At 68.0% G+C, this 25,152-nt stretch carries 21 protein-coding genes; 11 read left to right on the forward strand and 10 right to left on the reverse strand.

Features of this window, described 5'->3' with window-relative positions; genetic code table 11:
- Window positions 1-28: 28 nt before the first annotated feature.
- Entirely contained in the window at window positions 29-655 is a 627-nt protein-coding gene (locus ACVJ6E_RS20320; RefSeq protein WP_120270319.1) for a class I SAM-dependent methyltransferase, read from the forward strand.
- A gap of 63 nt (window positions 656-718) precedes the next feature.
- Here the strand turns inward: ACVJ6E_RS20320 and ACVJ6E_RS20325 are convergent, their stop codons facing one another.
- Complete coding sequence (locus ACVJ6E_RS20325) at window positions 719-2,047, reverse strand: cobyrinic acid a,c-diamide synthase CobB (protein ID WP_120270318.1); 1,329 nt, start codon at window positions 2,045-2,047, stop codon at window positions 719-721.
- A gap of 2 nt (window positions 2,048-2,049) precedes the next feature.
- A complete protein-coding gene (cobA, locus tag ACVJ6E_RS20330; RefSeq protein WP_120270317.1) occupies window positions 2,050-2,988 on the reverse strand; it encodes a uroporphyrinogen-III C-methyltransferase in 939 nt (312 codons plus the stop codon).
- Window positions 2,989-3,090: 102 nt separating this feature from the next.
- On the opposite strand from cobA, the gene ACVJ6E_RS20335 reads away from it, so the two are divergent.
- On the forward strand, window positions 3,091-4,197 hold the full coding sequence (locus tag ACVJ6E_RS20335) for a cobalt-precorrin-5B (C(1))-methyltransferase (protein WP_199681484.1): 1,107 nt from the start codon (window positions 3,091-3,093) through the stop codon (window positions 4,195-4,197).
- Window positions 4,194-4,940, forward strand: a complete 747-nt coding sequence (locus ACVJ6E_RS20340) for a cobalt-precorrin-6A reductase (protein ID WP_120270315.1) — start codon at window positions 4,194-4,196, stop codon at window positions 4,938-4,940. Before ACVJ6E_RS20335 ends, ACVJ6E_RS20340 begins: the two co-directional genes overlap by 4 nt.
- 4 nt (window positions 4,941-4,944) lie before the next feature.
- Here the strand turns inward: ACVJ6E_RS20340 and ACVJ6E_RS20345 are convergent, their stop codons facing one another.
- The gene (locus ACVJ6E_RS20345; RefSeq protein ID WP_120270314.1) at window positions 4,945-5,718 is read right to left on the reverse strand and encodes a WecB/TagA/CpsF family glycosyltransferase; all 774 of its coding nucleotides are present in this window, start codon (window positions 5,716-5,718) and stop codon (window positions 4,945-4,947) included.
- A gap of 252 nt (window positions 5,719-5,970) precedes the next feature.
- On the opposite strand from ACVJ6E_RS20345, the gene ACVJ6E_RS20350 reads away from it, so the two are divergent.
- The gene (locus ACVJ6E_RS20350; RefSeq protein WP_120270313.1) at window positions 5,971-7,977 is read left to right on the forward strand and encodes a Wzz/FepE/Etk N-terminal domain-containing protein; all 2,007 of its coding nucleotides are present in this window, start codon (window positions 5,971-5,973) and stop codon (window positions 7,975-7,977) included.
- Between the two features lie 52 nt (window positions 7,978-8,029).
- Window positions 8,030-9,247 (forward strand): UDP-phosphate alpha N-acetylglucosaminyltransferase, encoded by a 1,218-nt coding sequence (locus tag ACVJ6E_RS20355; protein ID WP_147421905.1) that lies wholly within the window; start codon window positions 8,030-8,032, stop codon window positions 9,245-9,247.
- Here the strand turns inward: ACVJ6E_RS20355 and ACVJ6E_RS20360 are convergent.
- Complete coding sequence (locus ACVJ6E_RS20360) at window positions 9,214-10,359, reverse strand: glycosyltransferase family 4 protein (RefSeq protein ID WP_120270311.1); 1,146 nt, start codon at window positions 10,357-10,359, stop codon at window positions 9,214-9,216. The two genes, ACVJ6E_RS20355 and ACVJ6E_RS20360, sit on opposite strands and share 34 nt — an antisense overlap.
- Entirely contained in the window at window positions 10,356-11,465 is a 1,110-nt protein-coding gene (locus ACVJ6E_RS20365) for a polysaccharide deacetylase family protein (protein ID WP_208996862.1), read from the reverse strand. The genes ACVJ6E_RS20360 and ACVJ6E_RS20365 overlap by 4 nt, the downstream gene beginning before the upstream one ends.
- Before the next feature lie 355 nt (window positions 11,466-11,820).
- On the opposite strand from ACVJ6E_RS20365, the gene ACVJ6E_RS20370 reads away from it, so the two are divergent.
- The 4 genes from ACVJ6E_RS20370 to ACVJ6E_RS20385 are packed head-to-tail and all read left to right on the forward strand — an operon-like array spanning window position 11,821 to window position 17,234.
- Complete coding sequence (locus ACVJ6E_RS20370) at window positions 11,821-13,014, forward strand: glycosyltransferase (RefSeq protein ID WP_491676522.1); 1,194 nt, start codon at window positions 11,821-11,823, stop codon at window positions 13,012-13,014.
- Window positions 13,011-14,408: a lipopolysaccharide biosynthesis protein gene (locus ACVJ6E_RS20375; protein WP_120270309.1), complete on the forward strand. Its 1,398-nt coding sequence runs from the start codon at window positions 13,011-13,013 to the stop codon at window positions 14,406-14,408. Before ACVJ6E_RS20370 ends, ACVJ6E_RS20375 begins: the two co-directional genes overlap by 4 nt.
- Window positions 14,395-15,447 carry a glycoside hydrolase family 5 protein gene (locus tag ACVJ6E_RS20380; protein WP_120270308.1) on the forward strand — a complete coding sequence of 351 codons (1,053 nt, stop codon included), beginning with the start codon at window positions 14,395-14,397 and terminating at the stop codon, window positions 15,445-15,447. The genes ACVJ6E_RS20375 and ACVJ6E_RS20380 overlap by 14 nt, the downstream gene beginning before the upstream one ends.
- Entirely contained in the window at window positions 15,423-17,234 is a 1,812-nt protein-coding gene (locus ACVJ6E_RS20385) for an alpha/beta fold hydrolase (RefSeq protein WP_147421904.1), read from the forward strand. Before ACVJ6E_RS20380 ends, ACVJ6E_RS20385 begins: the two co-directional genes overlap by 25 nt.
- On the opposite strand, the gene ACVJ6E_RS20390 is transcribed toward ACVJ6E_RS20385, so the two are convergent.
- Genes ACVJ6E_RS20390 through ACVJ6E_RS20410 form a run of 5 tightly spaced genes read right to left on the reverse strand, consistent with a single transcriptional unit; the run spans window position 17,219 to window position 23,104 of the window.
- Window positions 17,219-19,696 carry a glycosyl hydrolase 2 galactose-binding domain-containing protein gene (locus tag ACVJ6E_RS20390; RefSeq protein WP_120270306.1) on the reverse strand — a complete coding sequence of 826 codons (2,478 nt, stop codon included), beginning with the start codon at window positions 19,694-19,696 and terminating at the stop codon, window positions 17,219-17,221. The genes ACVJ6E_RS20385 and ACVJ6E_RS20390 overlap by 16 nt on opposite strands.
- A 40-nt stretch (window positions 19,697-19,736) precedes the next feature.
- Window positions 19,737-20,744 (reverse strand): DUF1839 family protein, encoded by a 1,008-nt coding sequence (locus ACVJ6E_RS20395; RefSeq protein ID WP_120270723.1) that lies wholly within the window; start codon window positions 20,742-20,744, stop codon window positions 19,737-19,739.
- 2 nt (window positions 20,745-20,746) lie between these two features.
- Window positions 20,747-21,658 carry an amino acid--[acyl-carrier-protein] ligase gene (locus ACVJ6E_RS20400; protein WP_245164943.1) on the reverse strand — a complete coding sequence of 304 codons (912 nt, stop codon included), beginning with the start codon at window positions 21,656-21,658 and terminating at the stop codon, window positions 20,747-20,749.
- A gap of 13 nt (window positions 21,659-21,671) precedes the next feature.
- Entirely contained in the window at window positions 21,672-22,853 is a 1,182-nt protein-coding gene (locus ACVJ6E_RS20405; protein WP_120270304.1) for an acyl-CoA dehydrogenase family protein, read from the reverse strand.
- Entirely contained in the window at window positions 22,853-23,104 is a 252-nt protein-coding gene (locus tag ACVJ6E_RS20410; RefSeq protein WP_067337794.1) for an acyl carrier protein, read from the reverse strand. The genes ACVJ6E_RS20405 and ACVJ6E_RS20410 overlap by 1 nt, the downstream gene beginning before the upstream one ends.
- A 413-nt stretch (window positions 23,105-23,517) precedes the next feature.
- Here ACVJ6E_RS20410 and pcaF point away from each other — a divergent pair, with 413 nt between their 5' ends.
- Complete coding sequence (gene pcaF / locus ACVJ6E_RS20415; protein WP_120270303.1) at window positions 23,518-24,723, forward strand: 3-oxoadipyl-CoA thiolase; 1,206 nt, start codon at window positions 23,518-23,520, stop codon at window positions 24,721-24,723.
- 136 nt (window positions 24,724-24,859) lie between these two features.
- Window positions 24,860-25,150 (forward strand): PilZ domain-containing protein, encoded by a 291-nt coding sequence (locus ACVJ6E_RS20420; protein WP_158592741.1) that lies wholly within the window; start codon window positions 24,860-24,862, stop codon window positions 25,148-25,150.
- Window positions 25,151-25,152: the final 2 nt, after the last annotated feature.

The raw sequence follows: 25,152 nt of genomic DNA on the forward strand, positions 1-25,152 counted from the left end.
ATCCCAACAGCCAAAGGAGAGACCCGCCATGGAGACGGACAACCCGCTCTTGCAACGTGCCTATGCCCTGGATGGCGACAGGGAGCGTATCCGCGATCTCTATGCCGATTGGGCCGGCAGTTACGACGCGGACACGGTCTCCGGCATGGGCTATGTCGCCCCGGCGCTTGCCGCCGAAGCTCTGGCGCGCGAGATCGGCGAGGGGGCCGGCGCCGTGCTGGATGCCGGGTGCGGAACCGGCCTTGTCGGCTTGGAACTGAGCCGGCGTACGAAAGCGGATATCGACGGCGTCGATCTCAGCCCCGGCATGCTGGAGCAGGCCTCGGAGAAGGGCGTCTACCGGCAACTCGCCGAGGCTGACCTGACCCGTCCGCTGGATCTGCCCGACAATGCCTATGACGGGGTGGTGAGCGTCGGCGTCTTCACCAGCGGCCATGTCGGCCCGCAGGCCATCGACGAACTGGCGCGTGTCGCGCGTCCCGGCGCGCCGCTCGTCGTCACCGTGCACGAGAAGGTCTGGGAGAGCGACGGCTATCCCGCGCATCTCAAGACGATGGAAGACAGGGGCATCGCCCGCATCCGTGCCATCCGCGATTCGGCCTATCACGAAAAGGAAGGCTATCGCTGCAAGCTCTGCCTGCTTGAGGCCGCCTGACCCTTGCCCGATCGGCCGGGGTCACACCCGGTCGATCGGGTGCCGCCGATCGGGTGCCATCGATCAGGTGCCATCTATCAGGTGAATGAACGAGCCCGACACGCGGCCGACGCGCAGTCCGACATCGCCGACCGGCGCTCCAAGCGCGTCTTCCGCCTGGAACAGCCGCTCCGCCTGCCCCTCGCGCAGGATGGTCGCGTAGTGGAATTCGTGGCCCGTCAGCTCGCCCTGCCACGGCGCACCGGGAAGGGCCTTGAGCCGCCGGTAGCCGAGATGCCGCTTGCGTGTCGCAAAGCTGGTTTCCAACGGCAGCAGCCCGAGCATCGCGTGCCGCGCCCCCTCGGCGTCCGTCAGATGCTCGCCGAGCACCATGTAGCCGCCGCACTCGCCGTAGATCAGCGCGCCGCGCGCCATGGCTGCCTGCATCCCCTGCCGGAACCGGCTGGCCGCCGCGATTCGTTCCGCATGCAGTTCCGGATAGCCGCCGGGCAGATAGACAGCGTCGCACTGTGCGTCGGGAGCCTCATCGGCGAGAGGCGAGAAGAACGACAGCTCGGCGCCCTGCGCCTGCCAGCCCGACAGCAGATGCGGATAGGCAAAGGCAAAGGCGGTATCGCGGGCGATGGCGACGCGCTGGCCGGGCGGCGGCAGCGTCGCGGCCGCGGTCGATTCACTGCGCGCCAGCGGAGATGCCAGTGCGCGGAGCGCATCCAAATCGCAGCTCCCGGCGACGCGCGCGGCCGCATGCTCCAGGAACCCTGCGAGATCGCCGTGTTCTCCCGCCTGCACCAGACCGAGATGGCGCTCGGGCAGATCGAGCCTGGCATCGCGCGGCACAGCGCCGAGGACCGGCATGGCGATGCCGGCAAGCGCTGCTCGCAGCATCCCCTCGTGGCGCGGGCTGCCGACCCGGTTGAGGATCACGCCGGCGACGGTCACATCCGCGCGGTGGTCGCGAAAGCCCCGCACCAGCGCGGCGACCGACTGCGACTGCTTTCCCGCATCCACCACCAGAACGACCGGCAGGCTTAGACGTGCGGCAAGATCGGCGGTCGAGCCGCTGCCGTCGGCGGCGCCGTCGAAAAGGCCCATGACGCCTTCGACCAGCAACAGGTCGGCAGTCTCGGCCTGGGCCGAGGCCAGTCTGTCGATGAGAGCGCCGCGCATGGCGAAGGGGTCGAGATTGACGCAAGGCCGGCCGCTGGCCGCCGCGTGGAAGGCCGGGTCGATATAGTCGGGCCCGGTTTTGGCGCTGGCGACGCGGATCCCGGCCTTGCGATAGGCTTTGAGCAGGGCGAGCGTGAGCGTGGTCTTGCCGCTGCCGGAAGCTGGCGCGGCGATGACAAGGCCACCAACTGGCCTGGATTCGCCTGCCGTGATTTTGGCGGTCATGGTCAGCCGCCGCTCGCCGGCCGTGCGGTGGTCGTCTCGCGCAGGTCCAGCGGGTCGGAATAGAGCTCCCGTCCTTCCAACGCGCCGAGCCAGTCGAGCCCGGCACGCAGCCGCACCACTTCGCCCACCACGACGATGGCCGGCGGTTCCAGCCCGGCGGCTTCCGCATCGGCGGAGGCACTGGCCAGCGTCGTCTCCAGCACCTTCTGGTCGGGCAGCGAGGCATTGCAGACGATGGCGACGGGTTCCTCGCCCCGGCGTCCGCCGGCCAGCAACTTGGAGACGATCAGCTCGAGATGCTTCATCGCCATGTACATGACGATGACGGGAGACCCGCGCGCCACCGCGTCCCAGTCGATGGCCGAAGGCGTCAGGCCTGTCTGGTCGTGGCCGGTCAGGAAGGTGACGGCCTGGTTGGTGTCGCGATGGGTCGCGGGAATGCCGGCATAGGCGAGGCCACCGATGCCGGCGGTGACGCCGGGAATGATGCGGAACGGCACGCCGTGCGAGACCAGCGTCAGGGCCTCCTCGCCGCCGCGGCCGAAGACGAACGGATCGCCGCCCTTCAGGCGCAGCACCCGCTTGCCCGCCCGCGCATAGTCCACGAGCTTCAGCGAAATGTCGCGCTGCTTCGGGCTCGGCTTGCCGCCGCGCTTGCCGGCATAGTCGATGATCGCGTCCGGCCGGGCGAGGCCGAGGATCGAGGCATCGACCAGCGCATCGTGCACGATGACGTCTGCCTGGGCGAGGCCGTTGAGGACATGCAGCGTCAACAGGCCGGGGTCGCCCGGTCCGGCGCCGGCCAGCCATACCCAGCCGGGCAGGAAGTCCGGCAGCGGAAAGCCGCGCCGGGCCAGCCCTTCGAGCGCTTCACTGAGCGGCGGGCAGGAATTGGGCGCCACGGTCGGGGCGGGCTGATCTGCGTGTTTCTCGTTTGACATCCTGATCGTTTTTACGCCGCTCCGCCCGCCGCGCCAAGGTCGGTTGACGTCGGCTTCCATAGCAATTGCGACCTTGCCATGTGCGCCCCTATAGTCCGGCGCATGAACCGCAAGGAAACAACCGCATTGCGCCGGGGCTGGACCACCGGCACCTGCGCGACCGCCGCAGCCAAGGCCGCCTATCAGGCCTTGCTGACAGGCACGTTTCCCGATCCCGTCGAGGTGACCCTGCCGAAGGGCGAGCGGCCCGCCTTCGCCCTTGCGCTGGAGGAACTGGGACAGGGCTTTGCCCGTGCCGGCATCGTCAAGGATGCAGGCGATGATCCCGACGTGACCCACGGCGCGACGGTGATCGCCAGCGTGCGCATTGCACCGGCCGGGTCCGGTGTCCTGTTCCGTGCCGGCGAGGGGGTCGGCACGGTGACGCGCGCCGGACTGCCGATCCCGCCGGGCGAGCCGGCAATCAATCCGGTGCCGCGCGAAATGATCCGCGGCGTCATTGCCGAGGTGGCAGCCCTGTTCGGTGTGACCGGCGATGTCGAGGTGGAGATCTCGATCCCCGGCGGCGAGGCGCTGGCGCAGCGCACGATGAACCCGCGCCTCGGCATTCTCGGCGGCCTTTCGGTCCTTGGTACCACGGGCATCGTGCGCCCGTTCTCCTGCGCGGCCTGGATCGCCTCGATCCATCGCGGGGTCGATGTTGCGCGCGCCGCAGGTCAGTCGCATGTGGTCGGAGCCACCGGCACGACCTCGGAGGAAGCGGTGAAGGCCCGCTATGATCTTCCCGAGATGGCCTATCTCGACATGGGCGATTTTGCCGGTGGGCTGCTGAAGTATCTGCGGGCCCATCCCGTGCCGCGGCTGACGCTGGCCGGGGGCTTTGCCAAGTTCGTCAAGCTGGCGCAAGGGGCGCTGGACCTGCACTCGGCGCGCAGCCAGGTGGACTTTGCCGCGCTTGCCCTGCTGCTGGAGCGGGCCGGGGCGCCGGCGGAGATCGTCGAGGCGGCGAGGGGCGCCAACACCGCCAAGGAGGTGCTCGACCGCGCCGAAGCCGCCGGCATCGATGTTGCCGCCGAGGTCGCGCGCGGCGCCCAGGCTGCCGCCCGGGCCGTGCTGCGCGACGCCCCGGTCGATGTCGAGGTGCTGGTGGTCGACCGGGCCGGCGCCGTCGTTGCGCACCGTCCGTTCGATGCGGAAGGCGCTGCATGAGCCTGCCGCTCCCCGTCCTTCTGTTGGCCGGCACCGGCGAGGCGCGGGCCCTTGCCGGCCGGCTTGCCGACGATCCCCGTTTTGCGGTCACAGCGTCGCTTGCCGGTGCCGTCGAACGGCCCGAGGCCTATCCGGTTCCCGTGCGGATCGGCGGCTTTGGCGGGGCGCAAGGGCTGGGCACGTGGCTGCGGGGCGCGGGCATCGCTGCAGTGGTCGATGCCACCCACCCTTTCGCCGCGCGCATCTCGGCCAATGCCGTTGCAGCCACGCGTATCGCCGGCATTCCGCTTTTGCGGCTGGAGCGTCCGGCCTGGCAGGCCGGGCCGGGCGACGACTGGCAGGAGGTTGCCGATCTGGACGAGGCGGCCGCAATTCTGCCGTTGCGCGCAAGGCCCTTTCTCGCGGTCGGCCGCAAGGAAATCTCGCGCTTCGCCGAGCGCCGCGATCTCGACTGCCTGATGCGGATGATCGATCCGCCGGAGGCCGGCACCCAGCTGCCGCCGGGCCGGCTGGTGCTTGCCCGTCCCTCCAGGGACGTGGATGCGGAGGTCGCCCTCTTGCGCGGGCACGGCGCGACCCATGTGGTGACGAAGAACAGCGGCGGTCCCTTCGGCGAGGCGAAGCTGCTCGCCGCCCGCCGTCTCGGCCTGCCGGTGGTGGTGGTGCGCCGGCCGGTCGTTGCTGGCGGCGAGGTGGTCGAGGATGTCGCTTCCGCGCTCGCCTGGCTGGAAGCGCGGCTTTGATGCATCAGGCGCGGGCGGACTTTCCCGACAGCTTCAGGCACAGGATCTTCCACAGATAGCGGATGATGCCGCTCGTATAGCGTTGGCCCAGACGCTTGGGCTCCTGCCACAGGCGATAGACCCACTCCAGCCCGTTGTGCCGCAGCAGCGAAGGCGCGCGCGTCACCTCGCCGGCGGTGAAGTCGAACAGCGCGCCGACGCCCAGAGCCAGCGGCACGTCGAGATCGCTCCACAGCCGGTTGATGAGAAACTCCTGGCGCGGATTGCCCATTGCCACCAGCAGGATGTCGGGGCGGGCGGCGTTGATGTCGGCAATGATCTCCGGGATCTCGTCCTCGCCGAAATACCCGTTGCGCCACCCGCAGATGGTGATTGCGGAGTGGCGGGCGGCGAAGACACCGGCGGCCTTCTCCACCACTTCGGGCCGGGCACCGAACAGATAGACGCGGGTGCCGTGAGGTGTGGCGTCCAGCAGTGCGGGCACGAAGTCGGTGCCGTTCAGATTGTCCTCGAAACCCGCGCCGGACAGAACCCTTGCGCCGATTTCCGCGCCGATCCCGTCATTGAGCACGAGGAACTGGGCGAGCGCCTTGGCGAAGGCCGGATCGTCCATCGCCAGCAGCAGGCCGTGGGCATTGGCAAAGGCAACGGCAAGACGGGTGCCAGAGCCGGGAACGGCAAGCAGGCGGCGGATCGCGTCCGTGCGGCTGAGGCGCGCGATGGCCACCGGGCCTATCTGCACGCTGTCCTGGTCTGTCTTGGCGATTTCGCGCGTCATCCGCTTCCGTCCGTTGCCTTCGCCCGGCACTGTCACAGGTATGGGGTGTTCCGATCAACAGCAGTCTAACGATACTCCGCAGGAATTGGGGCAGCATGAACACCCGGTTAACCGCGCGGACGGGCTCGCTGTTTGCAGCTGCCCTTTGGGGAAATGTTAACCATGACGGACGAGACTGGAGAACATGCCGGCCATGTGGCGTGGCGGTGAGCCGGGCCTCCGGCGCGTGAGAACAGCGATGGCTTCCCGAGCATGATCGATATCTACCAGATCCCCGGCATTCTGAAGAAGCGCATGATCTGGCTGATCATCCTGCCGTTGCTCTTCATGACCCTTGCGCTCGTCTATCTGACCATGCGCACCCCGAACTATCGGGCGGTGGTCGAATTGCTGATCGAGCCGCAGGCGCTGCAGATCGTCGGCAACGAAATCGTGTCGCGCCAGGGCGGAGACAGCGTCCAGCGTTTGGCCATCGACAGCCAGACCTATGTGATTCTCTCCAATTCCGCGCTCAACGAGGTCATCGACAAGCTCGACCTGGAGAACGACCCGGCGATCCTGCCGAAGTCCGGCGGACTTCTGTCGCGGCTCCTGGGTAGCGGCAAGGAGCCGTCGGCGCAGGACCGGCGCGCGGCGGCCGTCAACGCCCTGCGCGAGCGCCTCCAGGTAATGCGCATCGAGAACTCCTTCGTCTTCAACATCTTCATGCAGCACCCCGACCGCTTCAAGGCGGCCGAGATCGCCAACGAGGCGGCCCGCATCTATCTCGACGAGCAGCGCACGCGGCGCACCGAGTCCACCTTGCGCGCCTCGGTCGAACTGCAGGCCCAGGCGGATGGCCTGCGCAAGCGCGTCGAGGAAGCCGAGGCGAAGGTCGAGGCCTTCCGCGCCGAGAACGGCCTGATCCGTACCAGCGAGCGCGGGCTTGTCGTGGGGCAGCGGTTGCAGGAGCTGAACTCGCAGCTCACCCAGGCGCGGGTGGAGCTGGAGGGTGCGCGTGCCAATGCCGAACTGCTTGCCGGGCTGACCGCCGATGCCATCGAGGGCGGCTCCCTGCCGGTCCGCCTCCAGACCTCGACGCTCGGCTCCCTGCGCGTCCAGTATGCTCGTATCGCCGAACGCGAGGCGCAGGCGGCAACGACGCTCGGTGCCAATCACCCCCAGCTGCGCGAGCTGCGCTCCCAGCTGACCAACACGCGCGAGATGATCGACGACGAGCTCAGCCGGGTTCGCCGCTCCGCCAATGCCGACCTGCAGCGCGCGGAAGCCAATGTCGCGGCGCTGGAAACCCAGCTTCAGGGGGTGACCTCCACCAGCGTCGACCAGAGCAGGGCCGAGATCCAGCTGCGCCAGCTTGAAAGCGAGGCGGACTCGCTCGCCACCGTCTATCGCGCCTTCCTCAGCCGGGCGAAGGAACTGGACGAGCAGAGCAGCATCGACACCAGCAATTCCCGCATCATTTCGCCGGCGGTGGCGCCGCTTCGCTCGATGGGCCCCTCCGGCCTTATCGTCCTGCTGGCGGCCGGCGTCTTCGGCACCATCATGGCGGCCGGTTGTGCCGTCGGCTGGGAGATCCTCAACGGCAAGCTCGGCTCGGAGCGCGAGCTGGTCGACATCACCGGCGTTCCGCTCATCGCCAGCATGTCGGTGCCCGGTACCCGCCGCGGCCTGCGCAAACGCGCCGACGACAACGTGGCGGAGCGCCAGTTGGCCGTCACCCGCATCGCCTTCGCGCTGCGCCACGCCTTCGAGAACGAGCGGCCCGCGCATGTACTCGTGCTGGCAACCGGCAGCGGCACCGATATCGCGCCGCTGTCGCGCGCGATTGCCGCCAGCCTTTACGACATGGGCGAGGATGTGCTGCTGGCCCGTCCGGGCGACGGGACGGAGCGTCTGGCGGCGCCGTCCAAGACCACCGCCGTTGCCGAGGCGGGAGGGCGCTCGCGCCTGTCCGCCCGTCGCCGGCAGGCCGAGACCGCCGCGCTGGCGCCGGCCGCGCCCTTTACCGTGGAGCGGCTGGACGGACGTGCCGGCCGGGCGGGTGTCGACGCCTTCGAGACCACGGGGGACGAGTTCCTGATCATCGACGGCGGGTCGGCGCTGTCCAATCCTCACCTCCCGATGCTTCTCGACTACAGCGACGCGATCCTGCTGGTCACCCGGGTCGGCGACACGGCCCGCTCCGATCTCGACCGCACGCTCGCCCTGCTCAAGCCCTGGGAAGAGCGGATGATCGGCAATGTCGCGCTGGCGGCCTGAAACGTCGGGCGGTCCCGTCTGGAGCAGACTTCCTGCTGCACGGCCGACCGCGGTGCGTCGGCCCGACACCTATGACCTGTGGATCCGGGCCGCCGGCCTGCTGGTCATCGGCACCATCGTCTTCAACTTCTTCCTGGCGTTCCTCAACACCCGCGTGATGGGGGTGTCGCAGAACATCGTGATGCTGGCGGAGCTTGTGCTGATCGCCGGCGCCATGATCCTGGCAGCCGACCGGCGCGCTGGGCTCTATGCGCTGCTGGCCGTCTATCTCGCCTATGTGGCGCTGATCCTGGCCTTGCGGCCGGAGCTCGACCTGAAGGCGATCCGCGACGGGCTGATCCCGATCGCGTTCTATTTCCTGGGGCGCCGGGTCCGGGACATCGAGAGCGTCGACCGCATCGTGCTGCTGTCGGCGGGCATCGTCGTGGCCATCGGCTTCTTCGAGTATTTCCTGCTCGACGTCTTCATCGCCAATGTCAACGTGCTGAAATACTACATCTCCCGCGGCACGCTGGAGGTCGGCGACAACCTCATCGAGGATTCCTCGCTCTTCATCAGCGGCACCCGCATGCAGGGCCGCAACCTGCTGCCGTTCCTCGGCACCCACCGGGTGTCGTCGGTCTTTCTCGAGCCGGTGGCGATGGGCAATTACGGCGCCTTCCTGGTGCTGTGGGCGGTCTTCCGAAAGGACATGACCCATCGCTGGCTGCTTCTGGCCGCAGCCTCCATCGTCATCGTTCTCGGCGATGCGCGCTTCGGCATGATGGTCTGCTTTGCGCTGATCGCGGTGATCATGGTCTACCGCGTCATTCCCCGGCTGATCTGGGTGCTGGTGCCGGCCTTCATCACGCTGGCGATGGCCGTCTACGGCATGTCGACCGATGCGCTGCGCTGGGAAGACGATCTGGGCGGGCGCTGGCTGCACGCCTCCTGGCTGCTGCTCAAGCTCGACACGCAGGGCGTGTTCGGCATTTCCAGCTATGGCGGCTTCCTGGAGGATAACGGCTATGCCTATTCGCTCCACCAGCTCGGTCTCATCGGCATCGCCGGCCTGTGGTCGCTCTACATTTTTGCGCCGGTGCGCTCGCCCGATGCCTGGCGTTTCCGCGCCCCGCTCGTGACCTATATCTGCCTGCTGATGGTGGTCTCGGCCTCGTTCTATTCGATCAAGACCGCCGGGCTTCTGTGGTTCTGCGCCGGTGCCGTCGACGTGTGGCGCGGCTTTGCAGCTGGCCGTCAGCGCGTCGAAGACCCGAGCGCCTCGCGGTAGAAGTCCGCGTAGCGCTCGGCCGTGCTCTCCCAGGAATAGGTCTGCGCCACGGCCATGACCTCCTCGCGCAATCCCTTCGGATCGGCGGCAAGCCGGTCATGGGCAGCGGCAAGCGCGTTCGCCGCCTGCTCCGCATCGCCGAAATCCGTCAGCGCGATCCCGGGATGGCGCTGCGCGAAGGCGGAAAAGGCGGCATTGGGTTCGGCCACCGGCACCAGGCCCGCGCTCATTGCCTCGATCAACGCAATGCCGAAGCCTTCATAGACGGAGGCGCTGGCGAACAGGCTCGCCCGGCCCGCGATCTCCCGCATGGCTGCATCGTCCGGGCCGACATGCAGCCGGGCCCGGCCTGCGAGCCCGCGTTCGCCGATCATCGCCTCCACGTCCTTGCCGCTCCAGTCGAACGGCGTGCCGACGATGTCGAGCGTCCACTCCGGATCGCGCCGGGCAAGGACCGCGAAGGCGTCGAGCACCCGGTCGATGCGCTTGTTGTGCGACAGCCGGCCGATGCTGACGATGCCCTTCACCGGGGCCTTGGCGCCTGCATCGCCGAGCTTGGAAAGGTCGACGCCGTTCTCGATCAAACGCACCTTGCTGGGGGCGATGGCGGCGAAGCGCTCGTAGTCGCTCTGGCTGCAGCAGGCGATGCCGCGATAGGCGGTCGCGGAAAGCCGCGTCAGGGTATTGAACCAGACCGTCTTCAGTCCGCCGGCCGTGCCGGAGTGGAAGAAGCCGCCATGGGTGGTGGCGACGAGCGGCCTGCGGTGGAACGGGGCGGCAAGGGCGAGCGCATCGAAGAAGAAGTCGATGGCATGGACATGCACGAGATCCGCGCCGGCAATGGCCTTGAAGATACCCGGCGTGACGGGGTAGCGCGTCGATCCGTGCCAGGGCAGGCGGATCACCTCGATGCCGTCGATGATCTCGCGCGCCGGCAGCTGCTCTCTCGTTCCGCCGCGAAACACCCGGTCGCAGGTCACGATCCTGACGCTGGCGAAACGGTCCTTCTGGCGGGCGGCCAGGCTTGCGACGAAGTCTTCCAGCCCGCCGACGCTCGGCCTGTACTGGCGCACCACATGCACCAGATGGAGCTCGCCGTCTTGCTGTGTCATGCGGCGGGGGCCGTCACGCCGGCCAGCGGATTGCCGCCGCGCGTAGCGAGTGCGCGGAACAGTCCGTCGATGCCGCATTCGGTGTAGGAGGCGGAATCGGTCGTGAACTCGGCATTCTGCCGCGGCAGGGTGAACATGTGGTCGGCATGGGCCGGGAACAGGCAGCCGGGCGTGGTGGTCACGGCGGTACGGAAGCCCGCCTCGCGCGCGACCCTCGGCTCGCGCTCGCCGGAGAGCGACGGCGGGCCGTAGGGATAGGCGAAATGCGGCACCTCCCGGTCCAGCAACGCTTCCAGATAGGCCTTGTTGTCGGCGATGTCGGCGCGCAGCTCGTCCTCGTCCAGCAGGGCAAGGGCGCGGTGCGTCGTGGTATGGGCGCCGATCTCGATCAGCGGGTGCCGGTCGGCGGCCCTGACGCCGGCATCGTCCAGCACGTAGCGGGCGACGACGTCGGCAAGGCAGATCCCGTGCGCCTTGAATGTCGGGCCCAGCATCTCGGCCCGGCGGAAGTCTTCCCAGACCCACGCGACGGCGCGCCGCAGCCCGGCGATCTTGCTGTTGATGTCCCGGCAGGTGAACCGCTGCTCCATCGGCTCGATCTCGATCCGCTCGCGCGAGCGGAACAGCTCGGTCAGACCCAACCACCAGGCATTGATGGTGCGGGTCATCATTTCGGTCGGCACGTAGATCGTGGCCGGCGCGGCGTATTTCTCCAGAATGGGAAGGGCAAGGTCGATGTTGGAGCGATAGCCGTCGTCGAAGGTGAGGACCGCGAAGGGACGGGGGTCGTTCTGGGCGATGCGCCGCGTCGCCTCGTCCAGCGTCACCACTTCCCGCTTGCGCCGCCGCAGTCCGGCCAGGATCCGCTCGAAGTCGCCGATCAGGCAGCCCTGGTCGAGATTTGCCCGGGTGTCGCGGGTAAAGTGGTGGAACATCAGGATGACGCCGGACCCGCCGTAGCGGTACCCGATCAGTCGGGTGAGACGGCTTTTTGCCAGCATGCGCAGCCCGAACGTCTTGATCCGCCGGCGTGTCCGCTCGCCGGTCGTCAGCTGCGGCGTAACGGTCGGTACGGCTTGCAGCAGGCTGTGTGTTCGTGCCGTCATCTTGTGGCCATCCTGTTGTGCAGGAAGTCTGTCGTTTTCGTGTCTTGTCTGGTCGAAAGCTAGCCGCAGACCATGAACGTCAGGTTGCAGGCACCACGTCTCTCTTTCGTTTCGATTGCCATGGTAAAGCAAATTTGAAGGCAGGTGCCGATCCCGGTCTTTTGTGTTGCGGCAAGCTCCGGTTAACGCCATTGGCCGGAAACCGCACCCCGTTTGTGCCGGACCTCGCCGCGAACACGGCCGATTAACATGTTTTGGCTAGTCAGGTGGTGAGTTGAAACCAGCACGTACCAGACCCACGGAAATGCCCGGGCCGATGCGAATTTTGATGGCTTGCGCTGCCTTTCCCCCTTTCATGGACGGCGGAGGGCCCATTTCAGCCCTGATGCTGGCCCGCATGCTTGCGGGCGAGGGGCATGTGCTGCGCGTCGTCAATGTCGCGGACGAGGAGGCGCTGGAGCAGGCCGACGGTTTCGAGGTCCGGCGCATTCGCCCGCCCAATGTCTACTGGAACTATCGGCGCCCGCGTCCGACCTGGAAGAAGATCGCCTGGCATCTGCTGGAAAACGGCAACCCGCGCGCCTTCACGGCGATGCGCCGGGAGATTGCGGACTTCCGTCCCGACGTTCTGCTGACCGACAGCATCGAGAACATCAACGTCGCCTCCTGGGCGGCGGCCCGCTCGCTCGGCGTTCCGGTTGCGCATACGCTGCGCAGCGCCTTCCTGATGTGCTGGCGCGGCGTGATGCAAACGTCCGACGGGCGCAATTGCGACGGCCAGTGTTCCACCTGCTGGCTGACCTCGCTCGGCAAGCGGCACTTCACCCGCTATGTCGACGGGCTGTGCGGCGAAAGCCGGGAAGTCATCGAGCGCCATGTGTCGGCCGGCTACTTCCCCAACGCGGTGACCCGGCGCATTCCCGGCGCCATCGATCCGGTGCCCGGCGCGACGGCGCGGCGCTTTCCGGCGGACCGGCCGCTGCGCGTCGGCTTCCTCAGCGTTCATACCCCTTTCAAGGGACTGCAGGTTCTGGGCGAGGCGGCGGCGCGGATCGCTTCCGCGCGCCCGGTGGACTATGTCATTGCCGGCACCTCGCCTGACGGCAGCGATGCGACGGAGCTGACGCGGGGCTTCCCCACGGACAGGACCCGGTTCCTCGGCTGGGCGGACCCGGCGACCTTCTTCCCGCAGGTCGACCTGCTGGTCTTTCCCTCCATCGGCCGCGAGGCCTTCGGCCGGGTCGCCATCGAGGCCTTCGCCCATGGCGTGCCGGTGCTCGGCTCCGACCTTGGCGGCATTGCCGAAACCGTTATTCCGGACCATAACGGCTTCCTGTTCCCGGCCGGCGATGCAGCATCGCTTGCCGGGCTTATCGAGCAGGTCGCCGGCGACGGCGCCCTCTTCGAACGTCTTTCGCAAGGAGCGCTCGCCTCTGCCGAGCTCTACTACCGGCCGCAGATCGCGGCAGCCTATACCCAGTTTCTGGAGACTGCAGTGGAACATGCGGCAGCGCGCGCCGGCGGTGTGCGGGAGCAGGTGGCCTCATGATCGAGCGGATCCGAGCGATCGCCGCCGGCAAGGGCTTTCGGAAGATCTTCTGGTCCCTGGTCAGCCGGGGCAGCAGCACCGTGCTGAGCTTCGCCCTGCTGTTCGTGGCGAGCCATGTGCTCGATACGAACGAGTACGGCCTCTACATCTTCCTCTTCTCCGTTGGGTCCTCGCTGGGCCTGATCGCGGTATTCGGCCAGCAGGTCCTGCTGGTGAAGCACTTCCGACTGGCGACGCATGCGCGCGGGGAAACCAACCAGTCGCTCCTCTATTACAACGCGTTGTGGCTGGGCATCGGCTGCGGCGGACAGGTGCTCGCCGCCCTCGTCATCTGGCTGTTTTCCGACCGGATTCCCTATCCGTACGACCACCTGCCCATCGCCTTGCTGTTCGGCGCGATCTTCACGCTCAGCGAGTACATGCAGAGCTACTTCATCGTTCATGCGCGGATCGTGCTGGCCCTGGTGCCGCGGGAGAACCTCTGGCGCCTGCTGTCCTGTGTGGCTCTGGCCGTGCTTGCCTGGGCAGGCTTGCTGCAGACAGGTGCGCTCGCCATCGAGATCGTCACCGGCCTGCTCGCGCTGATGGTCGGCTACCAGTTCGTCCGCTTCGTCGCCCATGAAGGGCTCGGCTTCCTGCATGCCCCCAGTGCGCGCGCCGAGGTGCCCTCGGGCGAATGGCGGCGCGAGACGCTGACCTTCTCCGCCAACGGCTTCTTTTCCGCAGCGGCGCTGTACTTCGAGACGATCCTGATCGGCGTTGCCATCGGGCTCGACATTGCCGCCTTCTATTTCGTCGCCACCCGCATCGCCTCCCTGCTGATCCTGCCGGTGCTGGCGATCGATACGGTCGGCGTTCCGCTGATCTCCGCCCGCTTTCAGGAGCGGGACCACGAAGGCGCACAAAAGCTCGTCTCCATGCTCTCGGCCGGCAGCTTCGCCCTTGCCCTCATCGGCGGGGTGGTGCTGTTCGTGATCGGCCCCTTCGTGCTGCATCTCTTCGACCCGTCCTTCGTCGAGCATTTTCCGGTGCTCGTGCTGCTGTCCATCGGGGCAATCGCCCATGCCTTTTTCGGCCCCGGCACCTGGCTGATGATGATCGGCGGCGGCGAGGCGCATCTGCTCAAGGCGCGCAGCGTGGTCTTTGTGGTCTATCTCGGATTGCTGTTCGTGCTGGCCAGCCAGTTCGGGCCGGAGGGCGTTGCCATGGCCGGCGTCATCGAGTTGGTGACGCTGCACCTGATCTCGCGGCGCTGGGTCCTGCGCCACTGGCAGGTCGACAATGCAGCCATTTCCTTCCTGACCCTGCGGTGGCGCGAGAAGCGCGCGGCCGCCCGGCCGGTGAGCGAGGAGGCGGCCCAGGCGGCGGGAGCAGGAGACAATGGGCGTTCGTGAGTTCGTCACCGCGGGCGTTCTCGCCTCGCTGTTGCTCGGCCCGGCTGGTGCGAACGCCGCCGAGTGCCTGCGCGGGGCCAATGCCGCCGGAGCCGAGTTCGGCGAGGTCCTGCCCGGCGAGTTCGGCCGCCACTACATCTACCCCTCGGCCGAAACCCTGCGCTACCTGCGATCCAAGGGCATGAACGTCATCCGCCTGCCGTTCCGCTGGGAGCGGTTGCAGAAGAAGCAGTTCGCCGAGTTCGACCCGGCCGAGCTGAAGCGGCTTCAGGAGACGGTCGCCACCGCCACCGGTCTCGGCATGACGGTGGTGCTCGATCCCAGCAACTTCGCCATGTATTACCAGAAGAACATCGGCGGCGAGGACGTGCCCATCGAGGCCTTTGCCGACTTCTGGCGCCGGCTCGCGCCGCTCTTTTCGGGGCGCGACGACATCATCTACCTGATCATGAACGAGCCGGCCTTCGTCACGGCGCAGCAGTGGCTGCCGGCGGCGAATGCCGCCATCGCCGAAGTGCGCAAGGCCGGCGCGGACAATTTCATCCTCGTGCCCGGCACGATCTGGACAGCGGCCGTGCACTGGTACGCGGACCAGGAGGGCGGCTCCAACGCCGAGGTGATGCGCGGCGTCGTCGACCCGATGAACCACTACGGCTTCGACATCCACCAGTATCTCGACGACGACTATTCCGGCACCAAGACCGCTTGCAACAAGGTGGACGAGGCGATTGCCGGGCTGGAGCGCGTCACCGCCTGGATGGAGGAAACCGGCAACCGCGCCTTTCTCGGCGAGTTCGGCGGCCATGCCCGCCCCGATTGCTATCGCGGCCTTGCCCGTGTCGTCAGCCTGCTGAACTCGCGCCCCGACATCTGGACCGGCTGGACCATCTGGGCCGCCGGTGACTGGTGGGGCGATTATCCGCTCTCGGTACAGCCGCTGGAGGACGGCCTCGACCGGCCGCAGATGGTGGCGATCGAGCCGTTCATCGCGCGCAAGACACCGGAGGAGCGTTCGTGCGAGTCGCTGCGCCGCCGATGACAGGTCCGGCACCCGTCCCGCGCCTGCCGGTGGCCTTCGCCGGGACGGTCGGCCTGCTTGACTTGGCCGGCGGCGATGTCGGCGTGGTGATCTGCGAGCCCTGGGGCTACGAGGCGCAATGCGCCCGCCGCGCCTTGCGGGTCCTGTCCGACCGCCTGTCGGCGCTGGGCTGCCCGGTGCTGCGCTACGACCAGCCCGGCTCCGGCGATGCGCTCGCCTCCGCCGCCGATATCGGCGGGCTCGCCCCGTTCGACGCCGCGCTCGCCTCCGCTTGCGAGACCTTGTTGCGGGACACCCGCGCCACCCGCGTCGTGCTGGTCGGTCTCGGCCTCGGTGCGGCCCTGTGCCTGCGCCATGCGGGCACCCATCCCGACACCGTAGCGGGCCTCGTGCTGCTGGCGCCTCCGGCCAAGGGCCGCATGTGGCTGCGCGAGTTGCAGGCCCGCGCGGTGATGATCGGCGAGGTCACCGGCTCGGCGCCTGCGCCCGGGCCCGGCGAGGCTTTGCGCATCGCCGGCCTGCCGATGTCCGACGCGCTGGCTGCCGAGCTGCGCGCGCTCGATCTGACCGTGCTCGATCAAATGCCCGCCTGTCCGGTTCTGGCGCTGGCGCGCGAGGGGCGCGCCGCGGAAGGCACCTTGTGCGAGACGCTTGCCGCTGCCACCGGCGGCGAAGCCGGCATCATGACCGGCTATGACGAGCTGATGACCGACCCGACCGGTTCTCTCGTGCCGGAGGCAGACTACTCTCGCGTCCTGTCCTGGGTGCAGAGCCTGCTGCCGCAGGCTGCTGGTGTCGCTCCCGTTACCACCGATGGCGCGCCGGTGCTGCCTGCCGCCCGGCTTGCCGGGCCGTCCTTCACGGAGACGCTGTGCCTTTTCGGCCCGCAGGAGACGATGGTCGGCGTCTGGTGCGCACCGGCCTATCCGGACCCTCAGGCCCTTCCGGTGATCCTGCTCAATGCCGGCGGCAATCCGCGCGCGGGCTGGGCGCGCGGCGGGGTGGAGCTTGCCCGTGCGCTCGCGGCCTCCGGCGTTCCCTCCTTCCGCTTCGACATTGCCGATATCGGCGACAGCCGGCCGCTGCCCGGCGGGCCGGAGGTGGTCCACTATCATGCAGGCCTGCCGGCGCAGCTCTCCGCCGCCATCGACCTCTGCCAGGCGATGGGCGGCGGCGATCGCGTCGTGGTCACGGGCAATTGCGGCGGCGCCTATCTGGCGCTCAATGGCGCGCTCTCCGACACACGCATCGCCCATGTGGTCGCGGTCAACCTGCAGCGCTTCTTGTGGGACCCGCGCGACGACGTTGCCGAGGTGCTCCGCTTCGGCCACAGCTCGGCGAGCGAATACGGCCGCAAGCTGTTTGACCCCAGCAAGTGGAAGCGGGTGCTCGCCGGAAAGTCCGACCCGCTCGGCATCCTGCGCAGCCTTGCCGTGCGGGCCTGGCGGCAGGGCGAGCGGCGTCTTGCGCCCTGGCTCTTCGGCCTGGCACCGTTCTCGCGGCTCTATCGTCAGGTGCATGCCAATCTCGCGGCGCTGTCCATGCGCGGCGTTGCCATCGTCCTCGTCTTCAGCGAGGGCGATCCGGGGCTGGCGCAGCTGGACACGTTCTTCGGCGAAGCCTGGAAGCGTCTGGCCGCCTATCCGAATATCGATGTTGTCATGATCTCCGACGCCGACCACAATCTCACGCCCGAGGCCGCCCGTCTGGCCCTGCGCGAGCAGGTGATCGGCGCGGCCCTGGCCGAGGCCACGAGTGAAGCCGCGGGCGCTCAGCCCGCCGCGTAAGGCACCGGCTGTCCGTAAAGCGGCAGAACCTGCCCCTGCGGCCTGGCGTCGGTGGGGGCGCCCGCTCGGCGGCGCAGCGCCACCGTCTTCACATGCCCCGGCGCGAGGTGGAACCAGTTGTCGAGCGCCAGGAACGCCTCGTCGCGGATCGACACGCTCTGCGCCACCCTGTCGCTCGAAAGCTGCAGGCACCAGCCGCCATCCGCTGTCGCGAATGCGTCGGCGGAGATCTTCGCCCCGCGCGCCGACGCCTTGCGCCCGAGCGGGAAGTGGAAGGCCTCGTCCAGCACCGCATCGGTGTCGGGATCGAGCACCCGCACATGCACGCAGTCGTGCGAGGGCGGGCCGAAGCGGAAGGCGAAAGTCGTGTCGAAGAAGGCGCCGATCAGCCGGGTCGCCGGAAGGGTGAGGCTGCCATGCGCAGGCATCTCCACCACTTCGCCGCCGCTCGCCACCGGCATCTGCCCTTCGCGCAGGCACGCGATCTCGATTCGCAGCGCCCGCGCGTCGGGCGTATCGTTCTGCAGGTGGATGTCGAGCCCGTTGGTGCCTTCGTCTGTCACGGTGAGGCGCAGCGGCGCAAACGCCCGGCGCAACCCATGCCAGGCGGATTTCGGTGTGCCGTCGCTACCGACCACGCCCCAGCCGGCGCCCGGCATCAGGTCCTGGAAGGTCCACACGAGCGCGCCGCCGCAGCCCGACCCCTTGCGCCGCCATTCCGCGAAGGTGGTCTCCATGATTTCGGCCACGGCCGCCCGGCCGTGGTCGAGATAGGAAGCCGGATCGCCATAGCGCAGGTCGAGCGGATCGGTGCCGTAGAGCTCGCGCACATAGTGGTCGCGCACGTCCTCGAAGTCCCAGCCGACATCCCGGTCGCGCGGCACGCCGCGCTTCCAGTCCGGATGGTGGCAGGGAGCCAGCTCGGAGACGGCGCCGGGCTCCGGTACATTGGAAAAGGCGAGGCATTCGCCGGCAAAGCGCACATGCGCCCGCCTTGCATCCTCCAGCGGCCGGCGATAGGCGCCGACGCCGTAGTAATGGGCGATTCCCGCATTGGGCGAAAACGGCATGGCCCCGCCGCTCGGCGAGTTCGGCACATAGGGCACGTCGGGCCGCGCGCTTGCCGCCGCACCCGGCAGGATCTCCTCGGTCAGTGCCCCGCGCCAGCGTTCCTCGGGCAGGCCCATCATCGCGCCCTGCTGGTGCATTTCGCTGCCGCCGCAGATGACCGCGAGGGACGGCGAGGCGCTCGCCGCGCCGAGCAGGTCCGATGTCTCGCTGGCGACTTTCGCAGCGAAGTCCGGATCGCTCGCCGGATAGTCGAAATTGGCGAAGGGCAGGTCCTGCCACACGAGAATGCCGAGTTCGTCGCACAGCTCGAAGAAGGCAGGGCTTTCCGGCGCCATCGTTCCGCCGATGCGCAGCATGTTCATATGCGCGTCGCGCGCCAGCTCCAGCCAGGGGCGATAGGCATCAACGGTGCCGGGCAGGGCGCAGATGTCGGCGCTGGTCCACACCGCGCCGCGGCAGAACACCGGCACGCCGTTGACGAGGAGGGCGAAGCCGTTGCCGTCCGGGCCCCGGTCCACCTCGATCCGCCTGAAGCCGGTGCGTGCCAGCAGCACCTCGCGCCCTTCGCAGACCAGCCGGACGTCGTGCAGGGTGGGCGTGCCGTGGGTATGCGGCCACCAGGGTTCGATATCGGGAAGCTCCAGCGTCGCGGCAAGCTTGCCGTCCGCCTGCTCCTCCAGCGGCGCCTCGATGCCGGCACAGGCGATGCGTGCGCCTGGCGCAAGCCCGTCGCCGGGCCGCAGCGAAACGGTAAGCCGTCCGGTGCCGTCCTCGCTGAGAGCCGTGCGGACGGAAAGGCCTTGCAGCAGCACATCGGAGCGAGCGGCGAGCGTCAGTTCTCGCCAGGGACCGACCGCATGCACGCTCGGGCACCAGCCCGGCATATGGCCGAGCAGCGTGGTGCGGACCATGCGAAGGCCCGGCTCGTCGGCAAGGCGCGTGCGCCAGCGCGCGCGCGGGCCCTTGCGGGCGAAGTGCGGCGTCAGCGCGCGAAAGCAGAAGACCAGCTCCGCCGGGCCATCGAGGTCGAATTCGATCTCGAGCGGCTGATACATGCTGTCGGAGGTCAGCAGCGGCGCATCGCCGATCCAGGCCTCGCAGACCGTCGCCAGCCCGTCGCAGCGCAACACATGCGTCCCGGACTTGGACGGTGCGATCCGGCAGCGATACCAGACGTCCTTGTCGTGCAGCGGCGTCGGCGCCTCGCGCGAAAAGCGGCCGGCCGCCTCCAGCGCGGCCGCCGCCGTTCCAGGCACCTGTGCCGGCACCCAGTCTGCCTCGACGTTCATGTCGGAGGGCGTCGTCCAGGCATACGCCGGCGTGACGCAGAGCTGCCAGTCGGCACCGGCGAGACGGTTCGCGGCCTCGGGGAGGGTGGCAAGGTCGATCATCTGGCTCCCCGATATCGGGTCTGGCCGCACCGTGTGCGCGTCACGCGGCGAGCATGCGCAGGCGTGCGGGGAGTTTCTCTTCCAGCCCCGCCATCAGCGTGTCCCAGGCCGTGGCCGCCGGGGTCAAGGCCTCGCCGAGACCCGCGAAGCGCTTGCGCGCCAGCGCCCGTGCCAGCTGGAACTGCAGCGTCTTGCAGCATTCGGAGATGGCGCGTGCAGCCTCCGCTTCCGCCGCAAGGCTGCCGTCCTCGGCGAGCCAGTCGAGATGGCTTGCCGCCAGCTCGAAATTGGCGCCCGCCTGGCGCAGCGTGTTGAACGCGTATTTGTGGAAGGCCTCGAAGGGACGCTCCGACAGGGCCTCGATCTCGGCTGCGAAGCTAGACGCATAGGCGGCAAAGGGATTGTCCTTCGGCCGTCGCGCCAGATGCCCGGCGAGCAGCTTCCAGGCGATCTCGCGCGGATTGCCGGCCAGGGAAGCATCGGGCGCCGTCTCGGGCAGCTTGGCGAACTCGGTATAGGGCAGGAAGGGCAGGGGCTGCGCATGCGTGCCGCGCTGGAATACCCCGTCGAAATCCTCGCCCTCCAGTTCGAAGAAGCCGGCATTGTGGAAGTAGCGCAGGCGCTTGGCATCTTCGTCCAGCGCGGTGATCGCCACCGTCGTCTTGCCGTGCTCGATCCGGTAGCTGACGCCCTGCGTGTCGGGCAGGAAATAGCTGTCCACCTCGACGAGGCACAGCCGGCCGCGGGCGATCTGCGTCGCCACATGCTGCTCGACCGGCTCGTAAACCGCCAGTTCCGTCGCGCGGATGCCGTACAGGGTTTCCAGGTCCTCCAGCGGCACCTTGAAGAAGGTGAACTGGTCGCCCTCGAAATCCTGCGCCACGGTGAAGCCGAGCATCGCCTCCACCGGCAGGCCGAGCGCATGCAGCACCTCGATCCAAAGATCGACATAGCAGTTTGTCTCCGGCCACATCCGGCCTGCGTCGTGCAGGGGATGCGGCCGGTAGCCGTCGGCCCGAAGGGCGGAGAGCCTGTCGAACGCGGGCATGGTCAGCCCCACAGCGCCTTGCGCACGTCCGCGGGCCAGTCGGCCGTGTCCAGCCCGTGGCGGGCGAACAGCGCGAGCGCGATCCGCTCCAGGCCGAAGCCGACGCAGGCCGTGTGGGCGGTCTCGCCATCGGCGGTCTTCAGGCCCCAGGTCGTGCCGAAGTGGTCCTGGTGGTAGTTGAAGCTGAGGCAGGCGGTCTTGTTGGCGGACGAGGTCACCGGGATCAGCAGCTCGAACTTCAGCTTCTGCTCGCGCTGGCTGTTGCCCATCATCTTGCCGGCACGGCCGAAGAACGGATCGTTCGCCGTGTCCAGCTCGACATCGAGGCCGACGGCGGAGATCAGCTTCTGCCCGCGCTCCATCCAGTCCTCGCGGAACTCCATCACCTCGTCCGGCGTGCCCATGCGCACGAACTCGCGCATGCGGAACAGCTGCATGCGGGCCGGGTCCTTGGACGGTTCATGGCGGAAGCAGTAGGACTGCAGGTCGAACAGCCCGCCGCCGGCCGGCAGCGGTCCGCGCTTGGACACCACCGGATAGAGCGGGTAGCAGGCGGCCGGCGTCAGCACCACGTCGGTGCCCTTCTGGCCTTCCGTCCAGTCGCCGCCCTCGGCGATGCACTGCAGCAGGTTCATGTGGTCGAGCTCGCAGCCGCAGAAGCTGTGCACCGTGCCGGCCAGCTGCGGGAAGCTCTTCATGTAGCCCGAGCCCTCGAAATGGGCGCGGTTCATGCCCGGCGGGAAGCGGATCACCTCCGGGCGCGCGTCTGCCGGCGCATGGGCGTCGATCAGCTTCTCGAAGCGCGCGATCACGTCCTCGAAGGCGCCGCTGCGGCCGTAGAGGCCGTCGATGCCGGTGTCGATCAGCAGGCCGGCGGCAAGCAGCCGGTCGAGCAGCGAGCTCTGCATGTCCATGGTTCCCTCCCGATCAGCCATAAAGGCTGGTGTCCTGCTTGTGCACGAGCAGCATGGTCGACGTGTTGCCGAGGATGCGGTCGTTGGAAATCATCAGCTGGGCCGAATGCGCGTCGCGCAGGTGCCGGCCGAGGCTGAAGGGCGTGCCGTTCTTGTAGGCGAGGATGCCGCAGATCAGCATGCAATGATTGATGATCGACAGGATCGTCTGCGAACTGGCGATCTTCAGGTTGTTCATCGCCACGGCAAAGCTCATGGCCGAGAGCTTGTCCTCGTCCAGCCGTGCCGCGTCGTATTTCTCGATGGCTGCCACGATGCTGGCCTTGACGCCCTGCAGCAGGGCCGAGGCCTCCGCCACGCGCAGCGCGCCGGGGGGCGTCTGGTCGGGGCTGCGGCGGGCGGCCGCGCGCACGAAGGCCTGCGCCTTGACGAAGGCATCGGCCGCGATGCCGTACCACACCGCACTCCACAGGATATGCGAATGGGCGAGCATCGACTGGGCAGCGATCTCGGCAAAGGGCCGGGGCAGGATCTGCTGCGCCGGAGCCTCGCCTTTGAACAGGAACCCGTCCGAGCAGGTGCCGCGCATGCCCAGCGTGTCCCACACATGAGTGCGTTCGAGCGTGTACTGGTCCTTCAGGAAGACGGTCATCACCTGGTCGCTTGAGGCAGCCTGCGGGTGCGCGCGCGAGGTGATGAGGATGGCGTCGGCTTCCGTGCCGTAGGAGATGACGGTGGCGTCCTTCTGCAGGCGGCAGGTGTCGCCCTCGACCTCGATCGCGCAGATCGAGTTGCGCAGGTTGCCGCCGATGCCCCCTTCCGTGGTCGCCGAGGCCAGCAGCAGCTGCTCCCCCGCGACCCGGGTCATGAAGGCGCGATGCCAGGTGTCGCCCTCGCCGTGGCTGACGAGGCTGGAAACCTTGATCTGGTGCATGGCGAAGACCATCGCCGCGGCCGAGCACGCCTGCCCCAGGATCGTGCAAAGCTCGGAAATCTCCGCGACCGATGCACCGTCGCCGCCCAGGTCCGTCGGGATCTGGCAGCCGAGCAGCCGCTCCTGGCGCATGGCGTCGACCGCCTCGCGCGGGAAGCGCGCCTCGATGTCGACCGCATCCGCGTGGGTGGCGGCGATCGCTGCCACCCGCCGCATGCGCTCGAACAGCGTCATGGCCGTTGCGGAGCCGAGCGCGTTCATCACGCCACCTGCTCGCCCGGTGCGAGTTCGGCCACTGCCGAAGAGATCGCGCCGATGCTGGAGAAGGTCTTGCGGTTGAGCATGGTCTCGGGGAACTCGATGTCGAACCGCTCCTCCAGCGCCAGCATTAGCTGGACCGAGGCGAAGGACGACAGGCCGGCGGCATAGAGATCCGCATCATCGGCAAGCGTGGCGACATCCACGGGAAGCTTGCCGTGACTGGCAATGATCTTCCTCACGTCCTCGGTAATCGGCATTGTCGTTCTCCTGTAAATTCGGCGCTCTGCTAAATTGTTTCTGCTTCTTGTGGCGGTGTTGGACGTGTTGTCGCATGTTCGAATTGAAAATATCTAAACTTGAATACAGACGTCGTCGCGAAATTTGTTAAGGTTAAAATTGAACTTCTCCTCCGCGCCGGGCCGTCCTCGCCGTGCACAGGGACACGCTATATCAGCAAGCCCTGCGGGCAGGGCGGAAAAGACGTCTTCTCTTCGCAGCCACCGTCTGCTGGTGGCCGTCCTGCGCCGGAAGTCGGCGCTGCTCGTTTTAATTGACCGTCCGGTCGATCAATTATTAAATGCCGGCGATGGGCGTTGACGCCTGCCCGCATGGCGGGGAAAAAGACGCCGGCAACAACGGCCCGGCCGGACCAGGGAGATTTCTGATGCGCAATGCCTATATCGTCGATTACGTCCGCACGCCGATCGGCCGCTTCGGCGGTGCGCTGTCCTCGGTCCGGGCGGACGATCTGGGCGCGGTGCCGATCCGTGCGCTGATCGAGCGCAATGGCGGCGTGGACTGGGCGCGCGTCGACGACGTGATCTATGGCTGCGCCAATCAGGCAGGCGAGGACAACCGCAATGTCGCGCGCATGGCCGCGCTTCTTGCCGGCCTGCCGGTCGAGGTGCCGGGCACCACGGTCAACCGCCTGTGCGGCTCGGGCATGGATGCGGTGATCATGGCCGCGCGCGCCATCCGCACCGGCGAGGCCGATCTGATGATCGCTGGCGGCGTGGAGAGCATGTCCCGCGCGCCCTTCGTCCTGCCCAAGGCCGACAGCGCCTATTCCCGCCATGCCGAGATCCACGACACCACCATCGGCTGGCGCTTCGTCAATCCCGTGATGAAGGCGCAATACGGCATCGATTCCATGCCCGAGACGGCGGAAAACGTCGCCGAGGACTACAAGGTCGCGCGTGCCGATCAGGACGCCTTCGCCGCCCGCTCGCAGGACCGCGCCGTCGCGGCCCAGGAGAACGGCCGCCTTGGCCGCGAGATCGTCCCCGTGACCATCCCTCAGCGCAAGGGCGATCCGATCGTCGTCGACCGCGACGAGCACCCGCGCGCCGGTACCACCGCCGAAAAACTCTCCAAGCTGCCGACCCCGTTCCGTCAGGGCGGTTCGGTGACCGCCGGCAATGCCTCCGGCGTCAACGACGGTTCTGCCGCGCTGCTGATCGCGTCCGAAGAGGCGGTGAAGGCCTATGGCCTGACGCCGATCGCCCGCATCATTGGCGGGGCGGCGGCCGGCGTGCCGCCGCGCGTCATGGGCATCGGTCCGGTGCCGGCGACCCGCAAGCTGATGGCGCTGCTGGGGCTGTCGATTGCGGATTTCGACGTGATCGAGCTGAACGAGGCCTTCGCGGCGCAGGGGCTGGCGGTGATGCGCGAGCTGGGGCTCGCGGACGACGCGGCGCATGTCAACCCGAATGGCGGCGCCATTGCGCTCGGCCATCCGCTCGGCATGTCGGGCGCGCGCATCGTCGGCACGGCGGCGCTGGAGTTGGCCGAGCGCGGCAAGTCGCGTGCGCTCGCCACCATGTGCATCGGCGTCGGCCAGGGCATTGCCTGCGCCATCGAGCGCGCCTGAGGCCTTAGTTATCTGGGAAGAAACTTCCCGCAGTCTCTTGACGGTCGGCGGTCCGCGGGCGGACAACCGCACTGAGATTCCGGAAAATGGGGCAGACCGCGGCGGATTTCGCCGCGGCCGGAATATGGAGATCGACATGGAAGACGGCGCGGACGATCCACGGCGCAGCAGCCGGGTGAGAACGCTCAAGCAGGGCAGACTGGTGCTGCAGGGCAAGGGAGGGTTCGGCATCGATTGCCGGATCGTCAATCTCTCGCCTCATGGCGCCCGGCTGAAGCTGGAAACGCCGCTGACCCGCAGCGAGGCCGTCGACCTCGTCTTCCTTCCCGAGAATATCCGGACCCCGGTCAAGGTCATCTGGCAGGAGGAAAACCAGATGGGGGTGGAGTTTTCCGAACCCCTCACCTGGCTGAAGAACCTGACCTGATC

The sequence above is a fragment of the Stappia sp. G46H5W genome, from assembly GCF_058448995.1.

Excerpts from the sequence above, each read along its gene's own strand:
- ACVJ6E_RS20365 (WP_208996862.1), bottom strand. The coding sequence starts at position 11,465 with ATGACGGCACGAACACACAGCCTGCTGCAAGCCGTACCGACCGTTACG.
- ACVJ6E_RS20390 (WP_120270306.1), bottom strand. The coding sequence starts at position 19,696 with ATGATCGACCTTGCCACCCTCCCCGAGGCCGCGAACCGTCTCGCCGGT.
- ACVJ6E_RS20395 (WP_120270723.1), bottom strand. The coding sequence starts at position 20,744 with ATGCCCGCGTTCGACAGGCTCTCCGCCCTTCGGGCCGACGGCTACCGG.
- ACVJ6E_RS20420 (WP_158592741.1), top strand. The coding sequence starts at position 24,860 with ATGGAAGACGGCGCGGACGATCCACGGCGCAGCAGCCGGGTGAGAACG.
- pcaF (WP_120270303.1), top strand. The coding sequence starts at position 23,518 with ATGCGCAATGCCTATATCGTCGATTACGTCCGCACGCCGATCGGCCGC.
- ACVJ6E_RS20345 (WP_120270314.1), bottom strand. The coding sequence starts at position 5,718 with ATGACGCGCGAAATCGCCAAGACAGACCAGGACAGCGTGCAGATAGGC.
- ACVJ6E_RS20340 (WP_120270315.1), top strand. The coding sequence starts at position 4,194 with ATGAGCCTGCCGCTCCCCGTCCTTCTGTTGGCCGGCACCGGCGAGGCG.
- ACVJ6E_RS20325 (WP_120270318.1), bottom strand. The coding sequence starts at position 2,047 with ATGACCGCCAAAATCACGGCAGGCGAATCCAGGCCAGTTGGTGGCCTT.
- ACVJ6E_RS20335 (WP_199681484.1), top strand. The coding sequence starts at position 3,091 with ATGAACCGCAAGGAAACAACCGCATTGCGCCGGGGCTGGACCACCGGC.
- ACVJ6E_RS20320 (WP_120270319.1), top strand. The coding sequence starts at position 29 with ATGGAGACGGACAACCCGCTCTTGCAACGTGCCTATGCCCTGGATGGC.
- ACVJ6E_RS20375 (WP_120270309.1), top strand. The coding sequence starts at position 13,011 with ATGATCGAGCGGATCCGAGCGATCGCCGCCGGCAAGGGCTTTCGGAAG.
- ACVJ6E_RS20350 (WP_120270313.1), top strand. The coding sequence starts at position 5,971 with ATGATCGATATCTACCAGATCCCCGGCATTCTGAAGAAGCGCATGATC.
- cobA (WP_120270317.1), bottom strand. The coding sequence starts at position 2,988 with ATGTCAAACGAGAAACACGCAGATCAGCCCGCCCCGACCGTGGCGCCC.
- ACVJ6E_RS20405 (WP_120270304.1), bottom strand. The coding sequence starts at position 22,853 with ATGAACGCGCTCGGCTCCGCAACGGCCATGACGCTGTTCGAGCGCATG.
- ACVJ6E_RS20360 (WP_120270311.1), bottom strand. The coding sequence starts at position 10,359 with ATGACACAGCAAGACGGCGAGCTCCATCTGGTGCATGTGGTGCGCCAG.
- ACVJ6E_RS20380 (WP_120270308.1), top strand. The coding sequence starts at position 14,395 with ATGGGCGTTCGTGAGTTCGTCACCGCGGGCGTTCTCGCCTCGCTGTTG.
- ACVJ6E_RS20370 (WP_491676522.1), top strand. The coding sequence starts at position 11,821 with ATGGACGGCGGAGGGCCCATTTCAGCCCTGATGCTGGCCCGCATGCTT.
- ACVJ6E_RS20400 (WP_245164943.1), bottom strand. The coding sequence starts at position 21,658 with ATGGACATGCAGAGCTCGCTGCTCGACCGGCTGCTTGCCGCCGGCCTG.